Genomic DNA, 20,462 nt, shown 5'->3' on the forward strand with positions numbered 1-20,462 from the left:
GGCCTCTAAAACTGAATCGACAAGCCGCCGTCCACCACCAACACGTGTCCGTTCACATACGACGCGGCCGGTGAGGCCAAAAACACGGCGGCGCCCGCGATCTCTTCGGGCTCACCCCAGCGCCCTGTAGGGTTACGCGCCGCGATGCGCGGGCCGACCTTCGGGTCCGCCACCATGTCGGCGTTGGTTTCCGTGGCGAACGTACCCGGCGCGATGGCGTTGCTGGTGATGTGGTGGCCGCCGAATTCCGCGGCCAACGCGCGCACCATGCCGGTCAGGCCCTGCTTGGCCGCGGGATACACGGCATCGCCCGCGCGGGCCAGCTCACCCACCACCGACGTGATGGCGATCAGGCGGCCGCCGCCCTGGCGCACCATGCGCTCGGCGGAAAACTTCGCCAGCAGCATGCCGGCCACCAGGTCTGTGTCGATCAGGTCGCGGATTTCAGCGGGGCTGGTGTCGCGCAAGGTCTTGCGGTTGCGCGCGCCCACGTTGTTCACCAGCACGTCCAGCCGGCCGTGTTCGTCGTCGATGCGCTGGAAGGCGCGTTCCATGTCGGCATCGTCGCTGATGTCGAAGGGCAAGGGGTGCGCGTCCAGGCCGGCGCTGGCCAGGTCTGCCACGGCGGCGTCTACCGCCGCGGCGTTGCGGCCGTTGATCAGCACGCGCGCGCCGCAACCCGCCAGCGCACGCGCGATGCAAAAGCCCAGCCCGCGCGCGGAGCCGGTCACCAGTGCGACCTGGCCGGTCAGATCGAAGTTGCGCAGATAAGGTAGTGTCGTCATCAGTGCTATCCCGCTTGTTGCCGTCTTAGTTGCTGAGCGCTCATTTGCTGAGCGCTTACTTCTTGAACGCCTATTCGCGGAACTCCGGCGCCCAATGCAGCAGCCGGCGTTCCAGCCAGGTCACACAATAAACCAGTGCGATGCCAACGATGGACAACAATGTCACGGCGGCGAACATGTCGGTGGCGTTCAGCGTGGCCAGTGCGGTGATCATCAGATACCCCATGCCGGTGGTGGACCCGACAAATTCGGCCAGCACCACGCCGATCAGCGCAAAGCTGATGGCGTTGGGCAAGGCGGCGAACGTCCATGCCGCGGCCGTGGGGATGCGCACCCGCCACAGAATCTGGCGCGGTGAACCGCCCAGCGTGCGGCAGAAGTCGACCAGTTCGCGTTCGACGCTGCGCCCGCCCTTGTAGGTGTTGAAGAACACCAGGAAGAACACGACGAACCACGAAGTCACCACCTTGGACGCCAGCCCCAGGCCGAAGAACATGGTGATGAGTGGCACGAACGCGATGCGCGGCATCGAGTTGAACGCCACGATGAAGGGGTTGAAAACGTCGGCCAGAAAGCGGCTGCGGCTTAGCGTCATGCCAACGATGAAGCCGCTGCCCACACCCACGACCAGCCCCACCAGCGTGGCTTGCAGGGTCAGCCACAAGTGGGGCCAGACCGAGCGCGGCCCAGGTTGCACCCATTCCCACAGCCGCACCGCCACGCGTGATGGCTGGCTGATGAAGAAGGGGTCGAACAGCGTGTTTTGTGTGAACCACGGGATGCGCGTCAGCGTCTCCCAGGAGCCCAGGATGATGGCAAGGATCAGCACTTGCCACAGCGTGATGCGCACGCGCCGGGCGACGCTGGCGCGGCGGTCCAGCCGCAGCTGGTCCTGCAGGGAATCGGATGTTTCGGTCGGGATCATGGTGCGTAGAGGGTCAGGCGGCGGCGCGGAACTGCTGGCCCAGCACGCTCCACAAGCTTTGCACGTGCGCCACGAATTGCGGCGTTTCGCGCAGGGTGAAGACATCGCGCGGGTGCGGAATCTGAATGCGTTCATCCAGCAGCACGCGGCTGGGCGGGCCGGACAGCACCACCACGCGGTCCGACAGCAGGATGGCTTCGTCCAGGTCATGCGTGACCATGACGATGGTCTGGCCCAGCTTGCGCCAGATCTCCATCAGCTCGCGGTGCAGGTGCGTCTTGGTATGCGTGTCCAGCGCGCCGAAAGGCTCGTCCAGCAACAGGATGCGGGGCTCAACCGCAAGGCTCATCAGCAACGCCACGCGCCGCCGCATGCCACCCGACAATTGATGCGGATAGGCGTCGGCAAAGGCGCTGAGATGGCCGAGCTCCAGCAGTTCGGCCACGCGGCGTTCGATCTTGTCGGTGGCTACGCCCTGAAACTTCAGGCCCAGCGCCACGTTCTTCTTGACGCTGAACCAGGGCAGCAGCGTGTCTTTCTGAAAGATGTAGCCCAGCGCAGGCGGCACCTGCCCGTCGACCACGTTGCCATCGACGCGGATCGTGCCGGTGGTGGGCCGCAGAAAGCCCGCGATCATGTTCAAGAGCGTGCTCTTGCCGCAACCCGACGGGCCGACGATGGAAACGAATTCTCCGGCTTCGATCGTCAGGCTGACGTCGCCCACTGCATGCGTCGTGCCCTGGCGCGACTGGTACGCCTTGCCGACCTTGTCCAGCGTGATCATCAAAGGCCCCGGGCTTTACGCACGAAGCTCATGTTCACGCATCGGGTGTAAGGCACGGTCTTGATTTCGTCGTTCGAGAACTGGCGGCCGTCGCCCATGATGCCCGTCATGCGGTTGTAGGCGTCTTCGGTGATCAGGTTGTCTTTGAGGAACACCGTGTCCTTGTAGACGCCCAACGTCTTCTCGATGGCGGCCCGCGGGAACGCGCTCAGGTAGTCGTCGTAGATCACATCCGTGATGCCGGCCGCGCTGTTGGCGGTGATGAAGTCCTGCGCCTTGACCATCGCGGTCACAAACGCCTGCACCACTTCGGGCCGCTTCTGGATGGTGTCTTCCAGGGTCAGGGCCGCGATGCCGGGTACGTCGCCACCCATGAATTCATTCCACGAGGCTTCGGTGGTGGCGTCGAAAATCGGCACGCCCCAGCCCTCTTGGCGGGCCTGTTCCATCATGGACATGGTGGCCATGCTGGCCGACACCGAGCCCGTCTTCAGCGCGCCCAGCATCGTGGCCAGGTCACCCAGCGGACGGATGTCGACCTTGTCGGCCACGCCCGCCTTCTGCATCAGGTACACCGCCATCAGCCAGGTGCTGGACTGCGGCTGGGTCGCGCCCACGCGCTTGCCGGCCAGGTCTTTCAGCGACTTGATCTTGCCGCTGTCGAAGTCTTCGCGGCGCACGATGACGTTGGCGTAGGTGAGCTTGCGGTCAAAGCCGAACACCAGTGCGGCGGGCTTGCCGGCAATGGTCAGCGCAGGCGCGGCGGTGGCCGCCGTGGCGCCGAACACAATCTGGCCAGCCGCCAGCAACTGGTTGGTGCGCGGGCCGCTTTGCGAGTTCAGGTATTCAACGTCCAGGCCGCCTTCACCGAAATAACCCTTCTTCAGCGCGACATAGCCAGCTGCGAAAAATGGGTCGATGCTGCCTTGCCCGTAGACCACGCGGCCCAGCTTGGGTTGGGCGAACACGACGCGCCCGTTCAGCAATGTGACGCCGGCCAATGCGCCAGCGGCCGCCAGCACGCGGCGGCGGGTAGTGAAGTCGGGGCGGTGATTCATGTCATCCTCGAAGTGAGTTTGGTTGCAGCTGTTTGGCGTAAACAATACCCCAGCGATTGCCGTCCAACAATGGAAAACGCCCGGCGGTGCCGGGCGTTGGGCGTTTGCGAGCAATGGGTTCGCGCGATCAGCGTCGGGGTTTTTGTGCCGGGCTTATCGCGCTGCGCCCCTGCTACGCGGTGGTTTTCTTGGGAGCGGCTTTCTTGACGGCTTTTTTGGCAGCGGTCTTAGTTGCTGTCTTAGTGGCCGTCTTGGTAGCGGTCTTTTTCACCGCTGCCTTCTTTGCCGGCGCCTTCTTGGCCGCCGTCTTCGTTGCCGTCTTAGTTGCCGTCTTGGTCGCGGTCTTCGCGCCGGCGCGGCCCGGCTTCTCAGGACGCGGCTCGAACTCGAAGCCGATCTTGCCGTCGGGCTGGCGCACCAGGAACGCCTTGAACTTGCGATTGGTGCGGCTGGACACGAAGCCTTCAAGCAGGTCGGTGCGGCCGCTGCCCAAGAGCTTGCCCATCTGTTCGGCCGAGATCTCCTGTTGCAGGATGACCTTGCCCGAGCGGAAGTCGCAGGACTTTTCGGGGCCGACCGACTTTTCGCACACGTAGCTCATGCCGTGTTCGAACACGCGCGACTGGCACTTGGGGCATGGCCCCACCGGCGTGTGGCCGGAGAAGTCCACGGCTTCGGTGTCGTCTTCGTCGTTCTGGCCGAAGTCGAACTCCAGCTTGTACTCATCGCTGATGCGCAGGATGGCGGCAAACGGCCGGCCCATCTTGCTGATGAAGCCTTGCAGCGGACCGATCTCGCGCTTGGCCAGCAGTTCTTCCACTTCCGGCAGTTCGAACGTGCGGCCGCCCGGGTGCTTGCCGATCGAGAAGTCGCATGCCGTGCAGGCGAAACGGCGATAGTTTTCCTTCACCACCGCGCCGCACTTGGGGCACGGCGTTTGCAGCGTGGCGTAGTCGCCCGGCACCGTGTCGCGCTCGTATTCCTTGGCGCGCTTGACGATGACTTGCGTCATCTGCGCGATTTCGCGCATGAAGGCCTCGCGGCCCAGGCCGCCCTGCTCGATCTGCTTGAGCTTGTGTTCCCACTCGCCAGTCAGTTCAGGCGAGGTCAGTTCGGTGACGTCCAGGCCCGACAGCAGCGTCATCAGCTGGCGCGCCTTGGCGGTCGGCACCAGGTCGCGGCCTTCGCGGCGCAGGTACACCTCGTTGAGCAGGCCTTCGATGATGGCGGCGCGCGTGGCCGGGGTGCCCAGGCCGCGCTCGGACATGGCTTCGCGCAGCTCTTCGTCGTCCACCAGCTTGCCGGCGCCTTCCATGGCGGACAGCAAGGTGCCTTCGTTGAAGCGGGCGGGCGGCTTGGTCGACAGGCCGACGGCTTCCACTTCCTCGGTGCGCACGGTCTCGCCGTCCGCCACGGGCACCAGGTTGGCGTCTTCGCCTTGGGCTTCCTTGCCGTAGACGGCGAGCCAGCCCGGGGTGACCAGCACCTTGCCGTCGGTGCGGAAGCGGTGCCCCTGCACTTCGGTCAGGCGGGTGGTGACGCGGTATTCGGCGGCCGGGAAGAACACGGCAAGGAAGCGCTTGAGCACCAGGTCATACAACTTGGCTTCGGCTTCGCTCAGGTCGTGCGGGATTTGCAGCGTGGGGATGATGGCAAAGTGATCCGACACCTTCTTGTTATCGAAGATGCGGCGGTTCGGCTTCACCCATTGCTGGCTGACGACGGTGTCCGCGTGGCGCGCCAGGCCGCCCACGGCGTTCGAGCCGCCCTTGGCCAGCGCGCGCATCGTTTCCTGCACCGTGGTGATGTAGTCCTCGGGCAGATAGCGCGAATCGGTACGCGGATAGGTCAGCGCCTTGTGGCGTTCGTACAGGGTCTGGGCGAGCGCCAGCGTGGTCTTGGCCGAAAAGCCGAAGCGGCCGTTGGCTTCGCGCTGCAACGACGTCAGGTCGTACAGGGCCGGCGACATCTGGGTCGACGGCTTGGATTCTTCGGTGACGTTGCCCGGCTGGTCGCGGCAGGCGGCAACCACGCTTTGCGCAGCAGCGGCCGACCACAGGCGCGATTCGCGCTTTTCCGGGTCACGGTCGTCTTTCTTGAATTGGGGGTCGATCCAGCGGCCTTCGTACAGGCCGGCGGCAGCGACGAACTGCGCGCGCACTTCCCAGTAGTCGCGCGGCACGAAGCGGCGGATGCGCTCTTCGCGCTCGGCCACAATTGCCAGCGTGGGCGTCTGCACCCGGCCCACCGGCGTCTTGAAGAAGCCGCCGTCCTTGCTGTTGAAGGCGGTCATGGCGCGGGTGCCGTTGATGCCGACCAGCCAGTCGGCTTCGGCGCGCGAGCGGGCGGCCGCTTCCAGCGGCTTTAACTGGGCGTCGTCGCGCAGATTGGCGAAGGCGTCGCGGATGGCGGCCTGCGTCATCGATTGCAGCCAGAGGCGCTGGATGGGCTTCTTCACCCCTGCGTACTGAATGATGTAGCGGAAGATCAGTTCGCCTTCGCGTCCCGCGTCACAGGCGTTGATGATCGAATCCACATCCTTGCGCTTGGCCAGGCGGACCAGCAGCTTCAGGCGCTCGGCGGATTTCTTGTCGGTGGGGCCCAGTTCGAATTCCGGCGGAATCACGGGCAGGTGCGTGAAGCTCCACTTTCCCTTGACCGGATCATTGGGCGCGACCAAGCTCAGCAAGTGGCCGATGCTGGACGCGAGTACGTAACGTTCGCTTTCAAAATAGTCGCCCTCGCGCGCAAAGCCTCCCAAGGCGCGTGATATATCAAGGGCCACCGAGGGCTTCTCGGCAATAATCAGCGTTTTATTCATGTGTATCCAGTGGCGGTAGTCCCGCCTTAGTAGCGCGGATAATAAGATCGGAGATTCGCCAGATGCAAGTCGGCACTGAAAGACAAGCGGGATCCGAACTGCACGCTTGGCGTCAATTCTTGGCGCGAAGCACCTTGTGGCTAGGCGTTTTGCTGCTTGGCAGCGCTGCGGTTTGCTGGGTCGCCGCCAACTGGCAGGACATGACAAAAGTGCAACGCTTTGCCGGCACACAAGGCCTGCTGGCGTTTTCTGCGCTTGCTGCCGCCTGGACCGGGTTGCGCCTACGGGGAACGCCCGGCGTGCGGCGCAGCATCCCTGGCGCGCTTCTGGCTTTGGCCGGCATGTTGCTGGGCGCCTTGCTCGCGTTATTAGGCCAAACTTACCAGACTGGCGCCGATACCTGGGAATTGTTCGCCTGGTGGGCGCTATTGCTGCTGCCCTGGGCGCTTGCTGCATCCAGCCAGGCCGTGTGGTTATTGTGGGTGCTGGTGCTCAACGTCGCGGCCGCCCTGTGGCTGGGCGAACGCGTGTTCACCTGGTACGCCATCTACGACGGCACCGGCCTGCCCAACCTGATCATGGCGGCGCTTAACCTGACCTTGTTGCTGGGCTGGGAGCTGGCCGCGCGCCGCTGGCAGGCCAGCACGCTGATCGGTCCCCGCGTGTTGGCGGCCATCGCCATCAGCGCTTTGGTGCTGTCCCTGATGTTCGGTTTCTTCATTCTGCGCGGGGCGGGTTCGCTGAACGCCGTGGCGTGGGTTGCCGTCACGCTGGGACTGGGCTTTTTCTATCAGCGCGGCCGGCGCGATCTGGTCATTCTGGCCATGCTGGCGGCGGGCGTCATCTGCGTGTCGCTGCGTGTGGTGGGCGAATGGCTGCTGCGGCTGGAACCCGGCGTCTGGGCCGCGCTGCCCTTGGCCGCCCTGCTCATGGCCGAAGCCGTGCTGGCTGCGCGCTGGCTGCGCAAGCTGGCGGCCGAACCCGGCGCCGCCGTGGCGCCTGCTGACGCCGAACCGGCCGCCGCCTCGGCGGGCAATGCGGTCGAGTCCGGCGACGCGGGCACGCCCGTGGTGCAATTGGCCCCGGCCGCCAAGCCGCATGCCGAACCGCCCTGGTACGTCCAATGCCTGCTGGGCCTGAGCGCCTGGCTGGCCACCTTGCTGCTGCTGGTGTTCGTTGCGTTCTCGGGCTTCGTCACGTCGGAAGAAGGCGCCCTGGTGGCCGGGCTGGTGCTGTGCGGGGCGGGCGTGGCGGTGCTGCGCAGCGACGCCGGGCCGTTCTGGCGGCAATGCGGCACCGCGATGGCCTTCACCGGCCAGATCCTCATCATCTACGGGCTGTCCAGCTCCACGTCTTTCACCAGCGCCTGCTTCTTTGTCTTGCTGCTGGGCGCGGCGGTCTATGCGCTGGGGCCCGACGTGATCTTGCGCTTTTTGTCTGGCCTGCTGATCGCGGCGGCGGGCGCCGCCTTGATGTGGCGCGTGCTGGCCCCCGAACTGATGAGCGACGATCTGCTGGACGCCTGGCTCTACTTTGACGCGGGCCGCGTCGGGTTTGTCTGGCTGCCCATCGCCGTGATCGGCGCGTGGGCCACGGCCGTCATCCTGACTTGGGGCCATCGACAGGGTGGCAAGCGTGCCCACACGCTGGAGCCGCTGGCCTGGGCTTTCCTGCTGTCTGTGCAAGGAATGGTGTGGCTGGCGGGCGGGGTTTCGGCCCTGCATCTGCCCGCCATGTGGCAACTCAACCCCCAAGGGGCGGTACTTGCCGTGGCCGGCGCGCTGCTGCCGGCTGCCGCGGCGCTGGCGGTGCTTTGGCCGCGTCGCCACGTGCTGACGTCAGGCGTGACCTGGGGCGTGCCGATCGCCCTGTTGGTGCTGGCGCTGTTCTGGCTGCCCAGCCCCGGCGTGGGTTTTGCGCTGGCCTGGCTGCTGCTGGGGTTTGGGCTGAACCAGCTGCGGCTGGTGATTTTCGGGGTGCTGAGCCTGCTGGCGTATCTGGGCATCTATTACTACCAGCTGGATGTGTCGCTGCTGCAAAAGGCGTTGTGGCTGGGCGGCGCAGCGTTGCTGCTGTTCGTGTTGCGCGGCCTGGTCTGGCTTGTGCCCCGGTTGATGCGTACGCAGACGCCTGACCGGCGCGCCCCGTTGCCGCCCGTCTCGGGCTCGCTGCGCCTGCGCACGCTGGCCATCCTGGGCGGCCTGGCGCTGGTGCTGGTGGTCGCCAACGGCGGCATCTGGCAGCGCGAGAAGCTGCTGGCCACGGGCCGCGTCGTCATTCTGGAATTGGCGCCTGTCGATCCCCGTTCGCTGATGCAAGGCGACTACATGGCGCTGAACTTCGCCGCCAGCCGGGACATCACGCGTCTGCGCCTGGGGGGCGACCGCCCGAGTGATGACGATTCCCTCATGGGTTTCGAGCCCGATGGCTATGTGATGCTGCAACCCGATGCGCGTGGCGTCGCCACGCCGCTGCGTATCCAGCCCGACGTGCATCCGCATACCGATGGCGAGGTGCCGCTGCGTTATCGCGTCCGCGATCGGGGCGTGCGCATCGTGACCAACGCATTTTTCTTCCCCGAAGGCGAAGCCAAGCGTTACGAGGTGGCCCGCTATGGCGAGCTGCGCGTGGGGGATAACGGCGAGGCCTTGCTGGTGCGGATGCTGGGCGCGGATTTGCAGCCGCTGTAGCGGCGGGTGCGTGAAGCGAGAAGGCGGGCGCGTTTAGCGGGAAGGCGGGTGCGCTAAGCGGGAAGGCGGGTGCGTCAAGCGAGAATGCGGGTGCGTTAAGCCGGAAGGCGGGGAAAGCGCTGCGCCCAGTGCGCAGTGGCTTCCCGCAGAAACGCAGCGCGATCTTGCGCGGCGATAGGCGCGAATCCCAATGCGCGCCACGCGCCCTGAAGCGCCTGTAGCGGCGCGTCCGTATCGATGGCGGGGGCGCCGTTCTGCTTGGACAGCTTCAGCCCGCTGGCGGCATCCAGAATCAGCGGCACGTGCAGGTAGCGCACCGGGGGCAGCCCCAGCATGCGGCCCAGCACGCGCTGGCGCGCCGTGGAACTGAGCAGGTCGGCGCCGCGCACCACATCCGTCACGCCTTGTTCGGCATCATCCACCACTACGGCGAGCTGATACGCCCACAAGCCATCCGCGCGCCGGAGGGCGAAGGCGCCCACCGCTTGCGCCACGTCCTGTTCCTGCGGACCCAGCCAGCGGTCTTCAAACCGTTCGATGCCTTCTGGTACGCGCAGCCGCCACGCGCGGGCCTGGCGGCCTGCTGGCAACCCGTGGCGGCAGGTGCCGGGATAGGGGCGTTCGCCATCGGCGCCCGGCACTGTCTGCCCGCGCAAGGCGGAATCGGCAATTTCGCGGCGTGTGCAGCCGCAGCCATAGATCAGGCCGCGTGCGGCCAGCGAGTCAAAAGCGGATTGGTAGGCGGCGTTGCGTTGCGACTGCCACAGGATGTCGCCGTCCCAGTGCAATCCCAGCGCGTCCAGCTGCGCCATGATGGCGTCTGCCGCGCCCGCCACGGTGCGGGGGGTGTCGACGTCTTCCATGCGCAATAACCAGCGCCCGTCGTGGGCGCGCGCATCCAGCCAACTGGCCAGCGCGGCCACGAGCGAACCCGCGTGCAGCGGGCCACTGGGGCTGGGGGCGAATCGGCCTACGTAGGTCACGGCAAAACGAAAAACCCGCGCGGCGTTCGCCACGCGGGAGTCAGCGGGGTCAATGCAGCAGCCGCACGCCCTCTTCGTCCAGCAGCTCTTCCAGGACCAGGTTGTCGATCTCGGCTTCCTGGCTCCAGAGAACCATGAGGGCGATGATCTTGATCTTGGACAGCGGCACGGGCGTTTCCGGCGAAGCCAGGCCCCGGTCGATGACGATTTCGCGCAAGGGCGCAGGCAACACACCAGCCGATTCCAGGAAGGCGATGAAGCCGATGGATTCGGTGCCGAGTTGGCTGTATTCGTTGTCGGTGTAGATCCGGGTTCCGGTGTTGGGCGCCTGAGCGAGGTCGACACATCGTTCGGTGGTCTCGGCCAAGCCATACAGCCAGCCGAGGGCGTCGTCGATGTCTTCGTGCTCGAAACCGGCGGCGGCAAGCCGCTTTGCGAGCACATCGGCCGCAGGACAGGCTTGCGGCGTGTAGTAATTCTCGAACAGATAAACCAGGATATCGAACATATGGCGCAGTTTTGTGCCTGTTTGCACAGTCGGCCCGCATATCGGCAGACCAGCAAACATGAATTTTACTTTACGCTGATTTATTTAGCCGGGCAACCAGCGAAAAGGCGGAATGTTGTATGGCGTCATCGTGTATTCGAAGGCCCCCATTCTGCCGGTATTTGCTGACAAAATGCGTGATTCCCCTAAAAGAAAAAGGGGCGGACACAACAGTCCGCCCCTTTTTTATCGGGAGCCGGGATTGGCCTTCAGCCGCCCGCGGCCGCACGAGCCTCCTTCAGCCCCCTAACCCGCCTTAATGCGCCTTCAGCCGCCTCGGCCGCTTTCGCTGCCTAAGCCGCCTAAGCCGCTTTCGCCGCCTTCGCCGTGTTTTCCAGTTTCAGTTCCGCCAGCTGCCGGATGAATACCGGGATGCAGATGACCAGGCCGACCAGGCCGCTCGCCAGCCCGGGGATGATCGTCAGCAAGGCGCCGACGGTGCACAGCCAGCGCTCCCAGCTCTTCATGCCTACCAGCATGTAGCGCGAGAACGCCGCCGACAGCAGCACCAGCCCGACCATGCAGCCAAACAGCGTCACGAAGAAGTCGTACCAGGTGAAGCCCTGCACGGAAATCAGCAGCGACGGCGAAAACACAAACACGAACGGCACGATGAGCTTCGTGATGCCCAGCCTGAACGCCGTATTGCCGGTCTTGAACGGATCACTGCCCGCCATGCCCGCCGCCGCGTAGGCCGCCAACGCCACGGGGGGCGTGATGTCGGCCAGGATGCCGAAATAGAACACGAAGAAGTGCGCGGCAATCGGTTGCACGCCCAACTGCACCAGCGTGGGGGCGGCCACCGCCACCATGATCAGGTAGTTGGCGGTTGTGGGCACGCCGCAGCCCATCAGGATGCAGACGATGCCGGTCATGATCAGCGCAGCCATCAGCGTCAGCGATTGCATGTTGGCCAGGGCGTCAGGCAGGACCATGGCCACGCCGCTAGCCATCACTTGCGAGGCCGAGATCACGATGTACGAGATCTTGAACCCCACGCCCGTCAGCGTCACCACGCCGATCACGATGCCCACTGCGCCGGCTGCCGCGCCCACCGCCAGCGCGTACTTCGCGCCGGTTTCAAAGGCTTCGTACAGATCGCGCCAGCGCAGACGCTGATACGGATTCAACAGGCCCACGACGATGCAGCCCGTGATGCCCGCGAACGCCGCCAGGTAAGGCGTGCGGCCGCTGGCCAGCACGCCGACCAGCAGGAACAGCGGAATCAGCGTCGGCCAGCGCATCTTGAACGACTGCTTGAGCTTGGGCATTTCTTCCGGCGTCAGCCCGCGCAGGCCTTCGCGCTTGGCTTCGAAGTGCACCTGCATGAACATGCCGAAGAAATACAGGAACGCCGGGAAGATGCCGGCAATCGCAATCTGCTGATACGGGATGCCCAGGAATTCGATCATCAGGAACGCGGCCGCGCCCATGATGGGCGGCGTGATCTGCCCGCCCGTGCTGCTGGCCGCTTCCACGCCCGCGGCGAAGTGGCGGGGATAGCCCACGCGGATCATCGCCGGAATGGTCAGCGAGCCCACGGTCACGGCGTTGGCCACCGACGAGCCCGACAGCATGCCGAACATGGCCGAACCAAACACCGACACCTTGGCGGGGCCGCCCGCGTAGCGGCCGGCCACGGTGGAGGCCACATCCAGGAACAGCTGCCCCAGCCCGATGCGCGTGGCCAGCACGCCGAACAGCACGAAGTGGAAGACGTACGTCGCCACCACACCGACCGCCACGCCATACACGCCCTGACTCGTCAGGTACATGTGGTTGACGATCTGCGGCCACGTGTTGCCTGCGTGTTTGAGCAGGCCGGGAAAGTATGGCCCGAACATCGCATAAGCCATGAAGACCAGCGCAATGATCGGCAGCGGCCAGCCCATGGCGCGGCGCGTGGCTTCCAGCAAACCGATCAGCAGGATGGACCCCATGAACACGTCCATCGGCATGGGGTTGCCCACGCGGAACGCCAGGTCTTCAAAAATGTAGGGGATGTACAGCACCGACAACGCCAGCGCGATGGCGATGATCCAGTCATACAGCGGGATGCCGCCGGGCGCGAACCACGTGGATTTGGGCTCGCGCTGATAGTGCGACTTTGAAAAGCCGAACACCAGGAAGATCAGGCTCAGCACAAAGGCCAGGTGCACGCCCCGGTGCGTGGCTTCGCGCAGCAGGCCGAAGCCGGCGGTGTAGTAGTGAAACAGGGACAAGGTGACGAGCAGGCCCGACACGATCCAGGTAGCCGTCTTGTCCAGCGGCCGGAAGCGGATTTCGGAGTCGTACTTTTCCGCCAGCTTCTGGGTTTTTTCGTGATCTATTTCCATCGCTGAATTTCTCAGGGTGATGCCGCGAACAGGGCCGCGCGCGGCGGCCCTGCCCTGTCACGGCGCAACGCGCGCCGTGGTCGTTCCGTATAAAGCGGGACGGCTTACTTCAGCAGTCCGATTTCCTTGTAGAACTTCTCGGCGCCCGGATGGAACGGAATGCCCGCACCCTTGATGGCGTTTTCGCGGGTGATGAGCTTGCCCTTGGCGTGGCCGGCGTCCAGCGTCTTGCGCGTGGCGTCGCTGTACAGCGCCTTGGTGACGTCGTAGACGGTCTGCTCAGGAATCTTGGCCGACGTGACCATCTGCGCGTTGACCGAGATGGTCTTCACTTCGGGCATGTTCTGGTAGGTGTTGGCGGTGATGACGTCAGGCGTGAAGAATTCCTGCTTGGCGCGCAGCTCGTCGATTTCCTTGCCCACCAGCGGCACCAGTTCGATGTTGCCGGTGGAGGCCAGTTCGGCAATGGCGCCTGCCGGCGCGCCGCCCACAAAGAAGAACGCATCCAGCCCGCCGTCCTTGAGCTTGTCGCCCGCCTGGTTCGGCTTCAGGTATTCGGCCTTGATGTCTTTGTCGGTCATGCCGTAGGCGCCCAGGATCAGGCGCACATCGACCAGCGTGCCGGAACCCGGCTCGTCCATGGACACGCGCTTGCCCTTCAGGTCAGCCACGCTCTTGATGCCCGCGCCCTTGCGCGTCACCAGGTGGATGCTTTCCGGATACAGCGTTGCGATCAGGCGTAGGTCTTGCGCCTTGGGCTTGCCTTCGAACGTGCCGGTGCCGCTATAAGCCCAGTACGCCACGTCGGATTGCGTGAAGCCCGCTTCGAACGAACCGCCCAGAATGCCGTTGATGTTGGCGACCGACCCGTTCGATGCCACCGCCGTGGCGATGAGCTTGCCGGGTTGCGACACGGCGTTGCCGATGATGCCGCCAATCGGGTAGTACGTGCCCGCCGTGCCGCCCGTGCCAATGCGGAAGAACTGCTGAGCCTGCGCGGAACCTGCGGTGCCGACTGCGGCAACGGCGACGGTCAGGGCGGTGATCCAGTGCTTGAGTTTCATGCGAGCTTCTCCGGGTCTTGTTGCTGGTGTTGTTAGAGTTGATACGTTCAGTGCGGACGGTTATCGTTCTAAGCGCCTTTTGCCGCCGGGCCGTCCCAAGGCAAAAGGAGCCCCCTTGGGGGGCAGGAAGCCCGCATAGCGGGCGCACCGTGGGGGCCTATTTCTATGTTGAAATTCTGGCATGCGGGGCATGCGTAGCCAATGGTTACGGAGCTATCGTTTACCTGGGGGTCGATGGGCCTTTGGGTTATGGATGGTCTTCGTTTGGTTATGCATTCGGCCCTACGGTTACATCCCACGCGGTTCCCAACAACGGAGTTACCCCGATGTCCCAGGAAGTCATACGCGGCATAGCGCTGCCCCCGCCCGCGCAACCGGGCGACCCGTTGGCCCGCGTCGACACGCCCAGCCTGGTGCTGGACCTGACGCCCTTTGAGGCCAATCTGCGCGCCATGCAAGCCTGGGCCGACCGTCACGACGTTGCCTTGCGTCCGCATGCCAAGGCGCACAAATGCCCCGAGATCGCGTTGCGGCAGCTTGCGCTGGGCGCGCGTGGCATTTGCTGCCAGAAGGTCAGCGAAGCCCTGCCCTTTGTGGCGGCCGGCATTCGCGACATCCACATCAGCAATGAAGTCGTCGGGCCGCAAAAGCTGGCCTTGCTGGCGCAACTGGCGCGCACGGCCAAGATGAGCGTCTGTGTCGATAACGCGCAGAACCTGGCGCAGATTTCCCACGCCATGGCGCAGGCCGGGGCCGAGATCGATGTGCTGGTGGAAGTCGATGTCGGACAAGGCCGTTGCGGCGTGTCTGACGACGCCTTGGTGCTGGCGCTGGCGCAGCAGGCGCGGGACTTGCCCGGCGTGAACTTCGTGGGGCTGCAGGCGTATCACGGCTCGGTTCAGCACTACCGCACGCGCGAAGAACGCGCACAGGTCTGCAAGCAAGCGGCGCGCATCGCGGCGTCCCATGCGCAGCTCTTGCGCGAGAACGGCATTGCGTGCGACATCATCACAGGAGGCGGCACGGGCAGCGCGGAGTTCGACGCGGCAAGCGGCGTCTACACCGAATTGCAGGCGGGTTCATACGCGTTCATGGATGGCGACTACGGCGCCAACGAATGGGACGGCCCGCTCACGTTCCAGAACAGCCTGTTCGTGTTGTCCACGGTGATGAGCGTGCCCGCCGCCGACCGCGTGATCCTGGATGCAGGCTTGAAATCGACTACCGCCGAATGCGGCCCGCCTGCCGTCTTTGATGCTGAAGGGCTGACCTATGCCGCCATCAACGACGAGCACGGCGTGGTGCGCGTGGCGCCTGGCGCCACCGCACCCGCGTTGGGTGATGTGCTGCGCCTGGTGCCGTCGCATGTGGACCCCACCTTCAACTTGCATGACGGGCTGGTCGTGGTGCGGGACGGCGTGGTGCAAGACATCTGGGAGATCGCGGCGCGCGGCTTTTCGCGCTGATCGCCGTCAATCAATATTCATCGCGCAACACTGATAGCGCGGTAGTCACGGCGCCAGATTCGTCATCCCCAGAAATTGCCGCAGTTCGGGGGTGGCGGGCGCCGAGAACAATTCTTCCGGCGGCCCGATCTCATGCACGCGGCCCTGATGCATGAAGACGACACGGTCGCACACTTCGCGCGCAAAGCGCATCTCGTGCGTGACCATCAACAGCGTCATGCCATCGGCGGCCAGCTCGCGCACCACCGCCAGCACTTCGTTGACCAGTTCCGGGTCCAGCGCCGACGTGATCTCATCGCACAGCAAGGCCAGTGGCTGCATCGCCAGCGCACGGGCAATCGCCACACGTTGCTGCTGCCCGCCTGACAACTCTTCCGGCCACGCGTCGAACTTGTGCGCCAGCCCCACGCGGGTCAGCATGGCGCGCGCCATGTCGGCCGCTTCCGCTTCGGGCATGCGCTTGGCCACCATGGGCGACAGCATCACATTGCGCCCCACCGTCAGATGCGGAAACAGGTTGAACTGCTGGAAGATCATGCCCACCTTGAGCCGCAGCGCACGCAGCCGCAATTCGTCGTCGGCCAGTTGCGCGTCGGCCACCATGATCGCGCCGCCATCAATCTGCTCCAGCCCATTCACGCAGCGCAGCAGCGTGCTCTTGCCCGAGCCGCTCTTGCCGATGATGGCGATGACCTCGCCGGGTTCGACGCGTAACGTCACCCCCTTCAGGACTTCGTTGTCGCCGAATTTTTTGCGGACGTCTTCAAGGGCGATGAGGGGCATGCAACTTCCTTTCCAGCCGGAGGCTAAGGCGCGACAGGGGCCAGCACAGCGCGAAGTAAATCAGCGCGGCGCAGGCATAGACGGTGAAGGGACTGAACGTGGCGTTGGTGATCACCGTGCTGGCTTTCGACAGCTCGGTGAACCCGATGATGGAGGTCAGCGCAGTGCTCTTGACGATCTGCACCGCAAACCCGACGGTGGGCGCAATCGCGATGCGCAGCGCCTGCGGCAGCACCACGTAGCGCATCTGCTGCACATAGCCCAGCGCCAGGCTGGCGGACGCTTCCCATTGGCCCTTGGGGATGGCTTCCACGCAGCCGCGCCAGATCTCGGCCAGGAACGCGCCCGACCACAGCGTCAGCGCCGCGCCCGCAGCCAGCCAGGGCGGCACTTCCAGGCCCAGCAAAGACAGCCCGAAGAACGCCAGGAACAGCTGCATCAGCAGCGGCGTGCCTTGGAACAGTTCGATATAGGCCCAGCTGGCGCGGCGCATCAGCGCCACGCGCGACGTGCGCATCATCAATGCCAGCACGCCCATCGCCGCACCGCCGGCGAAAGCCACCAGCGATAGCACGACCGTCCAGCGCGCGGCCAGCAGCAAGTTGCGGACGATGTCCCAGGTTGAAAATTCAATCATCGCGCCGCCTTGCGAAACAGCCGTTGGCCCACCATGCGCAGCAACTGGCGCAACAGGATGGCCAGCGCCAGGTAGATGCCGGTCGTGACCAGGTAGACCTCGAACGCGCGGAAGTTGCGCGACTGGATGAAGTTGGCCGCAAAGGTCAGGTCTTCGGCCGCGATCTGCGAACACACCGCCGAGCCCAGCATCACAATCACGATCTGCGAAGACAGCGCCGGCCAGATGCGTTTCAACGCAGGTTTCAGCACCACGTGCCGGAACACCTGAAAGCGCGTCATCGCCAAGCTCGCGCCCGCCTCGTACTGCCCTTTCGGCGTGGCGTCGATACCGGCGCGGATGATCTCGGCGCTATAGGCGCCCAGGTTCAGCGCCATCGCCATGCAGGCCGCTTGCATCTCGCCCAGCTGCACGCCCAGCGATGGCAAGCCGAAGAACACGAAGAACAGCTGAATCAGAAAGGGCGTGTTGCGGATCAGTTCAACGTACGCCGTGACCGGCGCGCGCAACCACGCCGGGCCTTGCGTGCGGACCCAGGCGCAGGCGATGCCCAGCGCCACGCCCGCCACCGCGCCGAACGCGATCAGTTCGACGGTGACGCCGATGCCCTTCACGAGCACCGGCGTGTAATCGAATACCGACGCGAAGTCGTATTGATAAGCCATGATGGCCGCCTTCGGTACTTACAGATCCTTGGGCAGCTCGGCCCCCAGCCATTTCTGCGAGATTGCCGACAGCGAACCGTCACGCTTGGCGGCGGCCAGGATGTCGTTGACCTTGGCGCGCAGCTTGGGCTCGTCCTTGTTCATGCCGATGTAGCACGGCGAGTTCTTGATCAGGAATTTCGTCTCGGGCTTTTTCGCCGGGTTGCGCGCCAGGATGGCGGCGGCGACCACGTTGCCCGTGGCGATCATCGGCACCTGGCCCGACAGGAAGGCGGTGATGGTGCCGTTGTTGTCTTCATAGCGCTTCAACGTGGCGGATTCCGGCGCAATCTTCGACAGCTCGATATCTTCCACCGCGCCGCGTGTCACACCAATCGTCTTGCCCGCCAGGTCGGCGGCCGACGAGACCTTCAGGTCCGCCGGGCCGAATACGCCATTGAAGAACGGCGCGTAGGCGTCAGAGAAGTCGATGGCTTTTTCGCGCTCGGCATTCTTGCCCAGGCTGGAGATCACCAGGTCCACCTTGCGGGTTTGCAAGTACGGCACGCGGTTGGCGCTGGTGACCGGCACCAGTTCCAGCTTCACGCCCAGCTGCTTGGCGATCAGCGCGGCGGTGTCGATGTCATAGCCCAGCGGCTTCATATCGGCGCCCACCGAGCCGAACGGCGGGAAATCCTGCGGCACGGCAATCTTGATGGTGCCCGCTTTGACGATATCGTCCAGCGTGTCGGCGTGCGTCAGCGGCGCGGCCAGCAGGCTGGCGGCGGTGCAAAGGGACAACAACAGGGTTCTACGGTTCATGAGGAACTCTCCAGGGCGCACATCGCCCGGGGCGGGTCGATGCGTTGCACACCAATTCGGTATACAAAGCTGGAAAAGCAAGTTCCGTGCCATTTCGCGTGGCAGGGGATTGCGCTGCGCGAGGCTTGCGATGCGTTTGCGCTCTGCCCTGTTTTGGTGCCGCGCATGCGCCGGAACCGGGCATGCGCCGCACCGGTTTGGTGGGTGTTGATAACTCGGGGCGCTTGTGCGGATCAGGCGTCCAAGTGGGGCCGCATCAGCGCGTCAAACCACTCTTGAAAGACGGTCAGCCGGCGCGTGCGCTGCCGCCGGTGCGGATAGATCAACGACACCGGCATGGGCGCCGCGCGATACGCCGGCATCACTTCGACCAGCTCGCCGGCATCCAGCAAATGCTGAACATCGAAGCGCGGAATCTGGATGAGCCCCAGGCCGGCCAGGCAGCAGGCGATGTAGTTTTCGGCGTTGTCCACGGTCACCCGGCTGGGCAGCGGCGCGGGAAGCCCGGTGTCATCGCCGGGCGGCAATTCCCAAGGCAGTTCGCGGCCCGTCTTGGGCGACGCATATCCCACGGCCCAATGGCCGCTGGACAAGTCGGCGGGCTGGCGTGGTTCGCCATGCTCGCGCACATAGCCGGGGCTGGCGCAGTTGATCAGGGCGATCCGGCCCAGCGGCCGAACCACCAGGCTGCTATCGGCAAGCGCGCCGATGCGTACGGCGCAGTCCACGCCTGCCTGCACCAGATCGATCGCGCGGTCAGTAGAGGTCAACGCCAGTTCCAGCCGGGGGTGGCGGCGCAGCAAGCCAGGCAGCGCCGGCGCGATCAGGCGGCGGGCGATACGGCTGGGCACATCAATGCTCAGCCGGCCCGACATCTGGCGCTGGCTGGCATGAAACAGCTGGTCGATGTCTTCCACTTCCGCCAGCAACGGGCGCACGCGCGCCAGCAGTTGTTCGCCGTCGGCCGTCAGGCGAACCTGCCGCGTCGTGCGGTGCAAGAGGCGCACGCCCAGCTGCGTTTCCAGCTGCTGGATGGCGGCCGACACCGACGCCCGCGGCGCGTCCAGCGCGTTGGCGGCTTTGATGAAGCTGCCCATTTCGGCGACGTGGGCGAAGACGCGGTATTGGTCGAATCTGTCCATGCGTGACAGAGTAGCCGCTTACTTTGTCGTGTAGCCGCCGTTGATCAAAATGGTCTGGCCGGTGATCCACCAGCCGTCGCTGACCAGGTGGCGGATGAACGGCACGACGTCTTCGATATCGGTCAGCCCCGTCTTGCTGAAGGGCGAGAGCGCGGCGGCGGTCTTGTGATACGCCACCGCATCGGCGCCTTCGGCCGGGTAGAAGAACGGCGTGTCCATCGGGCCGGGGCCGACTGCCGTGACCGAAATGCCGCGCGCGCCAAACTCTTTCGACGCCGCGCGGGTGTAGTGCTCAACCGGCGCCTTGGTGCCCGCATAGGCGGCATAGAACGGCGTGAACGCACCCAGCAACGACGTCACCAGCGTGCAGATCTTGCCGTGGTCGTTCACGTGCCGGCCCGCTTCGCGCAGGAAGAAAAACGCCGTCTTGGAATTCACCGCCGTCATCTCGTCGTACTCGGCTTCGCTGATCTCGGTGAACGGCTTCTTCAAGACCTTGCCAACGGTATTGATCGCGATATCGGGTTTGCCCACGGCTGCGATCGCATCCGCAAACAGCTTCTCGACCGCGCCCGCCGTCGTCAGGTCAGCTTGCAAGGCCACGGCCTTTGCGCCCGCCGCTTCAACGGCGGCCACGGTCGCGTCGGCATCGGCTTTGGACGCAGCGCTGTTGTAGTGGATGGCGATGGCGCGGGCGCCGTGCGCGGCCAAGTCGCGCGCAATCAACCCGCCCAGGTTCTTCGCCCCGCCTGCAATCAGCACGACTTTGCCTTTGATGGAATGGTCTGCCATGGAAAACCCCTTCATGAATCAATGGAGCTTCGAGCTTAGGCAAGGGCTTGCTGTGGATAAACCGGCTGAGGCGAGATGGATCATCCAGAAAAACCGCCCAATCCCGGGGGCGGGCGTGCACGACGGGCGGGCCATAAAAAAGCCGCCCCTGAAAAACAGGGACGGCTTTTCGGCGTGGCCGAC

The 20,462-nt window shown here is 64.9% G+C and carries 17 protein-coding genes; 2 read left to right on the forward strand and 15 right to left on the reverse strand.

Features of this window, described 5'->3' with window-relative positions; all coding sequences use genetic code 11:
- Window positions 1-5 precede the first annotated feature (5 nt).
- The 5 genes from HV765_RS17610 to HV765_RS17630 all read right to left on the reverse strand — a co-directional run bounded on the left by HV765_RS17610 (window position 6) and on the right by HV765_RS17630 (window position 6,373).
- Window positions 6-785 carry an SDR family oxidoreductase gene (locus tag HV765_RS17610; RefSeq protein ID WP_054420948.1) on the reverse strand — a complete coding sequence of 260 codons (780 nt, stop codon included), beginning with the start codon at window positions 783-785 and terminating at the stop codon, window positions 6-8.
- 70 nt (window positions 786-855) lie between these two features.
- On the reverse strand, window positions 856-1,710 hold the full coding sequence (locus tag HV765_RS17615; protein ID WP_054420949.1) for an ABC transporter permease: 855 nt from the start codon (window positions 1,708-1,710) through the stop codon (window positions 856-858).
- A 13-nt stretch (window positions 1,711-1,723) separates the two neighbouring features.
- Window positions 1,724-2,494: an ABC transporter ATP-binding protein gene (locus tag HV765_RS17620; protein WP_054420950.1), complete on the reverse strand. Its 771-nt coding sequence runs from the start codon at window positions 2,492-2,494 to the stop codon at window positions 1,724-1,726.
- The gene (locus tag HV765_RS17625) at window positions 2,494-3,552 is read right to left on the reverse strand and encodes an ABC transporter substrate-binding protein (protein ID WP_054420951.1); all 1,059 of its coding nucleotides are present in this window, start codon (window positions 3,550-3,552) and stop codon (window positions 2,494-2,496) included. The genes HV765_RS17620 and HV765_RS17625 overlap by 1 nt, the downstream gene beginning before the upstream one ends.
- Before the next feature lie 172 nt (window positions 3,553-3,724).
- Window positions 3,725-6,373, reverse strand: coding sequence for a DNA topoisomerase III (locus HV765_RS17630; RefSeq protein ID WP_175170474.1), 2,649 nt, complete (start codon window positions 6,371-6,373; stop codon window positions 3,725-3,727).
- A gap of 62 nt (window positions 6,374-6,435) precedes the next feature.
- On the opposite strand from HV765_RS17630, the gene HV765_RS17635 reads away from it, so the two are divergent.
- The gene (locus HV765_RS17635) at window positions 6,436-9,063 is read left to right on the forward strand and encodes a GDYXXLXY domain-containing protein (RefSeq protein ID WP_175170475.1); all 2,628 of its coding nucleotides are present in this window, start codon (window positions 6,436-6,438) and stop codon (window positions 9,061-9,063) included.
- A 95-nt stretch (window positions 9,064-9,158) separates the two neighbouring features.
- Here the strand turns inward: HV765_RS17635 and gluQRS are convergent, their stop codons facing one another.
- The 4 genes from gluQRS to HV765_RS17655 all read right to left on the reverse strand — a co-directional run bounded on the left by gluQRS (window position 9,159) and on the right by HV765_RS17655 (window position 13,993).
- Window positions 9,159-10,046, reverse strand: a complete 888-nt coding sequence (gene gluQRS / locus HV765_RS17640; RefSeq protein WP_175170476.1) for a tRNA glutamyl-Q(34) synthetase GluQRS — start codon at window positions 10,044-10,046, stop codon at window positions 9,159-9,161.
- Between the two features lie 49 nt (window positions 10,047-10,095).
- Complete coding sequence (locus HV765_RS17645) at window positions 10,096-10,554, reverse strand: Smg family protein (RefSeq protein ID WP_050447430.1); 459 nt, start codon at window positions 10,552-10,554, stop codon at window positions 10,096-10,098.
- Between the two features lie 341 nt (window positions 10,555-10,895).
- Window positions 10,896-12,929 carry a TRAP transporter permease gene (locus tag HV765_RS17650; RefSeq protein ID WP_054420954.1) on the reverse strand — a complete coding sequence of 678 codons (2,034 nt, stop codon included), beginning with the start codon at window positions 12,927-12,929 and terminating at the stop codon, window positions 10,896-10,898.
- 104 nt (window positions 12,930-13,033) lie between these two features.
- Window positions 13,034-13,993: a TAXI family TRAP transporter solute-binding subunit gene (locus HV765_RS17655; RefSeq protein ID WP_175170477.1), complete on the reverse strand. Its 960-nt coding sequence runs from the start codon at window positions 13,991-13,993 to the stop codon at window positions 13,034-13,036.
- A 326-nt stretch (window positions 13,994-14,319) separates the two neighbouring features.
- Between HV765_RS17655 and HV765_RS17660 the strand changes: the two genes are divergently transcribed.
- Window positions 14,320-15,459, forward strand: coding sequence for a DSD1 family PLP-dependent enzyme (locus tag HV765_RS17660; protein WP_054420956.1), 1,140 nt, complete (start codon window positions 14,320-14,322; stop codon window positions 15,457-15,459).
- Window positions 15,460-15,504: 45 nt separating this feature from the next.
- On the opposite strand, the gene HV765_RS17665 is transcribed toward HV765_RS17660, so the two are convergent.
- The 6 genes from HV765_RS17665 to HV765_RS17690 all read right to left on the reverse strand — a co-directional run bounded on the left by HV765_RS17665 (window position 15,505) and on the right by HV765_RS17690 (window position 20,279).
- Window positions 15,505-16,242: an amino acid ABC transporter ATP-binding protein gene (locus HV765_RS17665; protein ID WP_175170478.1), complete on the reverse strand. Its 738-nt coding sequence runs from the start codon at window positions 16,240-16,242 to the stop codon at window positions 15,505-15,507.
- Window positions 16,223-16,879, reverse strand: coding sequence for an amino acid ABC transporter permease (locus HV765_RS17670; protein WP_175170479.1), 657 nt, complete (start codon window positions 16,877-16,879; stop codon window positions 16,223-16,225). The genes HV765_RS17665 and HV765_RS17670 overlap by 20 nt, the downstream gene beginning before the upstream one ends.
- Window positions 16,876-17,544 (reverse strand): amino acid ABC transporter permease, encoded by a 669-nt coding sequence (locus HV765_RS17675; protein WP_054420959.1) that lies wholly within the window; start codon window positions 17,542-17,544, stop codon window positions 16,876-16,878. The genes HV765_RS17670 and HV765_RS17675 overlap by 4 nt, the downstream gene beginning before the upstream one ends.
- 18 nt (window positions 17,545-17,562) lie before the next feature.
- Window positions 17,563-18,345, reverse strand: coding sequence for a transporter substrate-binding domain-containing protein (locus HV765_RS17680; RefSeq protein ID WP_054420960.1), 783 nt, complete (start codon window positions 18,343-18,345; stop codon window positions 17,563-17,565).
- Between the two features lie 233 nt (window positions 18,346-18,578).
- Complete coding sequence (locus tag HV765_RS17685) at window positions 18,579-19,487, reverse strand: LysR family transcriptional regulator (protein ID WP_175170480.1); 909 nt, start codon at window positions 19,485-19,487, stop codon at window positions 18,579-18,581.
- Between the two features lie 18 nt (window positions 19,488-19,505).
- Window positions 19,506-20,279 (reverse strand): SDR family oxidoreductase, encoded by a 774-nt coding sequence (locus HV765_RS17690; protein ID WP_175170481.1) that lies wholly within the window; start codon window positions 20,277-20,279, stop codon window positions 19,506-19,508.
- Between the last annotated feature and the right edge of the window lie 183 nt (window positions 20,280-20,462).

The sequence above is a fragment of the Achromobacter kerstersii genome (genome assembly GCF_902859595.1).
Classification (GTDB): domain Bacteria; phylum Pseudomonadota; class Gammaproteobacteria; order Burkholderiales; family Burkholderiaceae_B; genus Achromobacter; species Achromobacter kerstersii.

Bases quoted from the DNA above. Each gene is read 5' to 3' on its own strand.
- HV765_RS17680 (WP_054420960.1), bottom strand. From the start codon at position 18,345: ATGAACCGTAGAACCCTGTTGTTGTCCCTTTGCACCGCCGCCAGCCTG.
- HV765_RS17685 (WP_175170480.1), bottom strand. From the start codon at position 19,487: ATGGACAGATTCGACCAATACCGCGTCTTCGCCCACGTCGCCGAAATG.
- HV765_RS17630 (WP_175170474.1), bottom strand. From the start codon at position 6,373: ATGAATAAAACGCTGATTATTGCCGAGAAGCCCTCGGTGGCCCTTGAT.
- HV765_RS17650 (WP_054420954.1), bottom strand. From the start codon at position 12,929: ATGGAAATAGATCACGAAAAAACCCAGAAGCTGGCGGAAAAGTACGAC.
- HV765_RS17670 (WP_175170479.1), bottom strand. From the start codon at position 16,879: ATGATTGAATTTTCAACCTGGGACATCGTCCGCAACTTGCTGCTGGCC.
- HV765_RS17655 (WP_175170477.1), bottom strand. From the start codon at position 13,993: ATGAAACTCAAGCACTGGATCACCGCCCTGACCGTCGCCGTTGCCGCA.
- HV765_RS17665 (WP_175170478.1), bottom strand. From the start codon at position 16,242: ATGCCCCTCATCGCCCTTGAAGACGTCCGCAAAAAATTCGGCGACAAC.
- HV765_RS17610 (WP_054420948.1), bottom strand. From the start codon at position 785: ATGACGACACTACCTTATCTGCGCAACTTCGATCTGACCGGCCAGGTC.
- HV765_RS17660 (WP_054420956.1), top strand. From the start codon at position 14,320: ATGTCCCAGGAAGTCATACGCGGCATAGCGCTGCCCCCGCCCGCGCAA.
- HV765_RS17625 (WP_054420951.1), bottom strand. From the start codon at position 3,552: ATGAATCACCGCCCCGACTTCACTACCCGCCGCCGCGTGCTGGCGGCC.
- HV765_RS17620 (WP_054420950.1), bottom strand. From the start codon at position 2,494: ATGATCACGCTGGACAAGGTCGGCAAGGCGTACCAGTCGCGCCAGGGC.
- HV765_RS17675 (WP_054420959.1), bottom strand. From the start codon at position 17,544: ATGGCTTATCAATACGACTTCGCGTCGGTATTCGATTACACGCCGGTG.
- HV765_RS17690 (WP_175170481.1), bottom strand. From the start codon at position 20,279: ATGGCAGACCATTCCATCAAAGGCAAAGTCGTGCTGATTGCAGGCGGG.
- HV765_RS17615 (WP_054420949.1), bottom strand. From the start codon at position 1,710: ATGATCCCGACCGAAACATCCGATTCCCTGCAGGACCAGCTGCGGCTG.
- HV765_RS17635 (WP_175170475.1), top strand. From the start codon at position 6,436: ATGCAAGTCGGCACTGAAAGACAAGCGGGATCCGAACTGCACGCTTGG.
- HV765_RS17645 (WP_050447430.1), bottom strand. From the start codon at position 10,554: ATGTTCGATATCCTGGTTTATCTGTTCGAGAATTACTACACGCCGCAA.